We start from the raw sequence: 1,255 nt of genomic DNA, 5'->3' as shown, positions 1-1,255 counted from the left end.
CCCACGACCAGGGATGGAAGCGGGCAGGAGCACTTCTCCTTCCATCGCCATACGCAGGGCACGGGGACCGTGTCGGGCACCGACTACCTGTTGATTGACAGCGTGGCCAAGGTCGACCTGATCGGGATCGAGGACGGCGATCAACGGGTGTTCACCCAGCTGTCCCAGGGATTGTTCATCCGCAAGGGAGAATCGACGCCCCACGACGACAGCATCGTCCACATGTTGACCCACATCACGATGACCCCTGATGGGGCGATCACGGCATCTGTGGAGATCATCAGCGCCGCCTGTCGTTGACGGGGCAGTTGCGAGGGACGGGAACCCGACGGCCGCCTGGGCGTCCTTGTTGAGGACATCGAACTGACCGGGACACGTCTGGTTCCAGCACCGGAGGGACCGCCGCCGGCCCACGCCCTCGTGGTAAGCCTCACGCCCACCCTGAACGGAACCGACGACAACGGCCTGGGCGGGATGCCCAGGCCGTTATCGTCGATTGCCATCGCTCCGGTTCGGTGGAGGGGGAATAGCACTGAACGTGGTCGGACTGCGTTTACCTGAGGAACTGGAGGATCACCCAGATCAGCCCGACCCACAGAGCGATACTCAGTGGCAAGGCAAAGGCCAGTCCTTTCCAAAAGCGAGCGGACACCGTCGGTGCGGGCAGGTGACTGGGAGTTACCTGCGCATGCATGCTTACGTTCATGCCGCTGAGGTCTTCACCGTTGAATGGTTGCTGTGCGATTGCCGGCGCGGTCGACATGGGTGGTCGATGTATTGCCATGATGGGAAAATCACTCTCTGACCGGCCGATCCCGAGCACTGCCACATGTGGTTACGGTCTATAACAAGTCTCACTCTCGCAATCTGCGGACCACGGACATGACATAGTTTTCCGGTGGCGAGTCCCAAGGGAACTACATGTATCGGGAAGTTATTCACGCCATCCTCCGGATGAACATCGGTCCCCTTGCCCACGAGGACAATTTCCGGGTCATATGCTCCCCCGAGTGGGACTCGTAAACCTCCAATCAATGCAATGATCACCACGGGGCCGGGCAAGTGAGCGTAGGCCACCGAACCGGCCTGAGCATGACATGATGCCCGGGATGTATCGCATCCGAGACGGTCGCTTAGAACGCGCCAGGATCGCCCACACGCAACCGACGACGACACCGGTCCGGGCATCACGTTTGGACCGGTGTCACTAATAGACATCGCCCAACTATCGCGGACCGCGGCCCCGAACCTGCAG

At 60.8% G+C, this 1,255-nt stretch carries 1 protein-coding gene; it reads left to right on the top strand.

What is annotated here, in order from left to right; translation table 11 throughout:
• Positions 1-300, top strand: a 300-nt coding sequence (locus QZX79_RS03700; RefSeq protein ID WP_294564821.1) for a hypothetical protein, incomplete at its 5' end; no start/stop codon positions are given.
• Positions 301-1,255 lie beyond the last annotated feature (955 nt).

This window comes from uncultured Arthrobacter sp., assembly GCF_902805515.1.
Lineage (GTDB): Bacteria > Actinomycetota > Actinomycetes > Actinomycetales > Micrococcaceae > Arthrobacter_D.
This window is presented reverse-complemented; position numbering and strand designations above follow the sequence as displayed.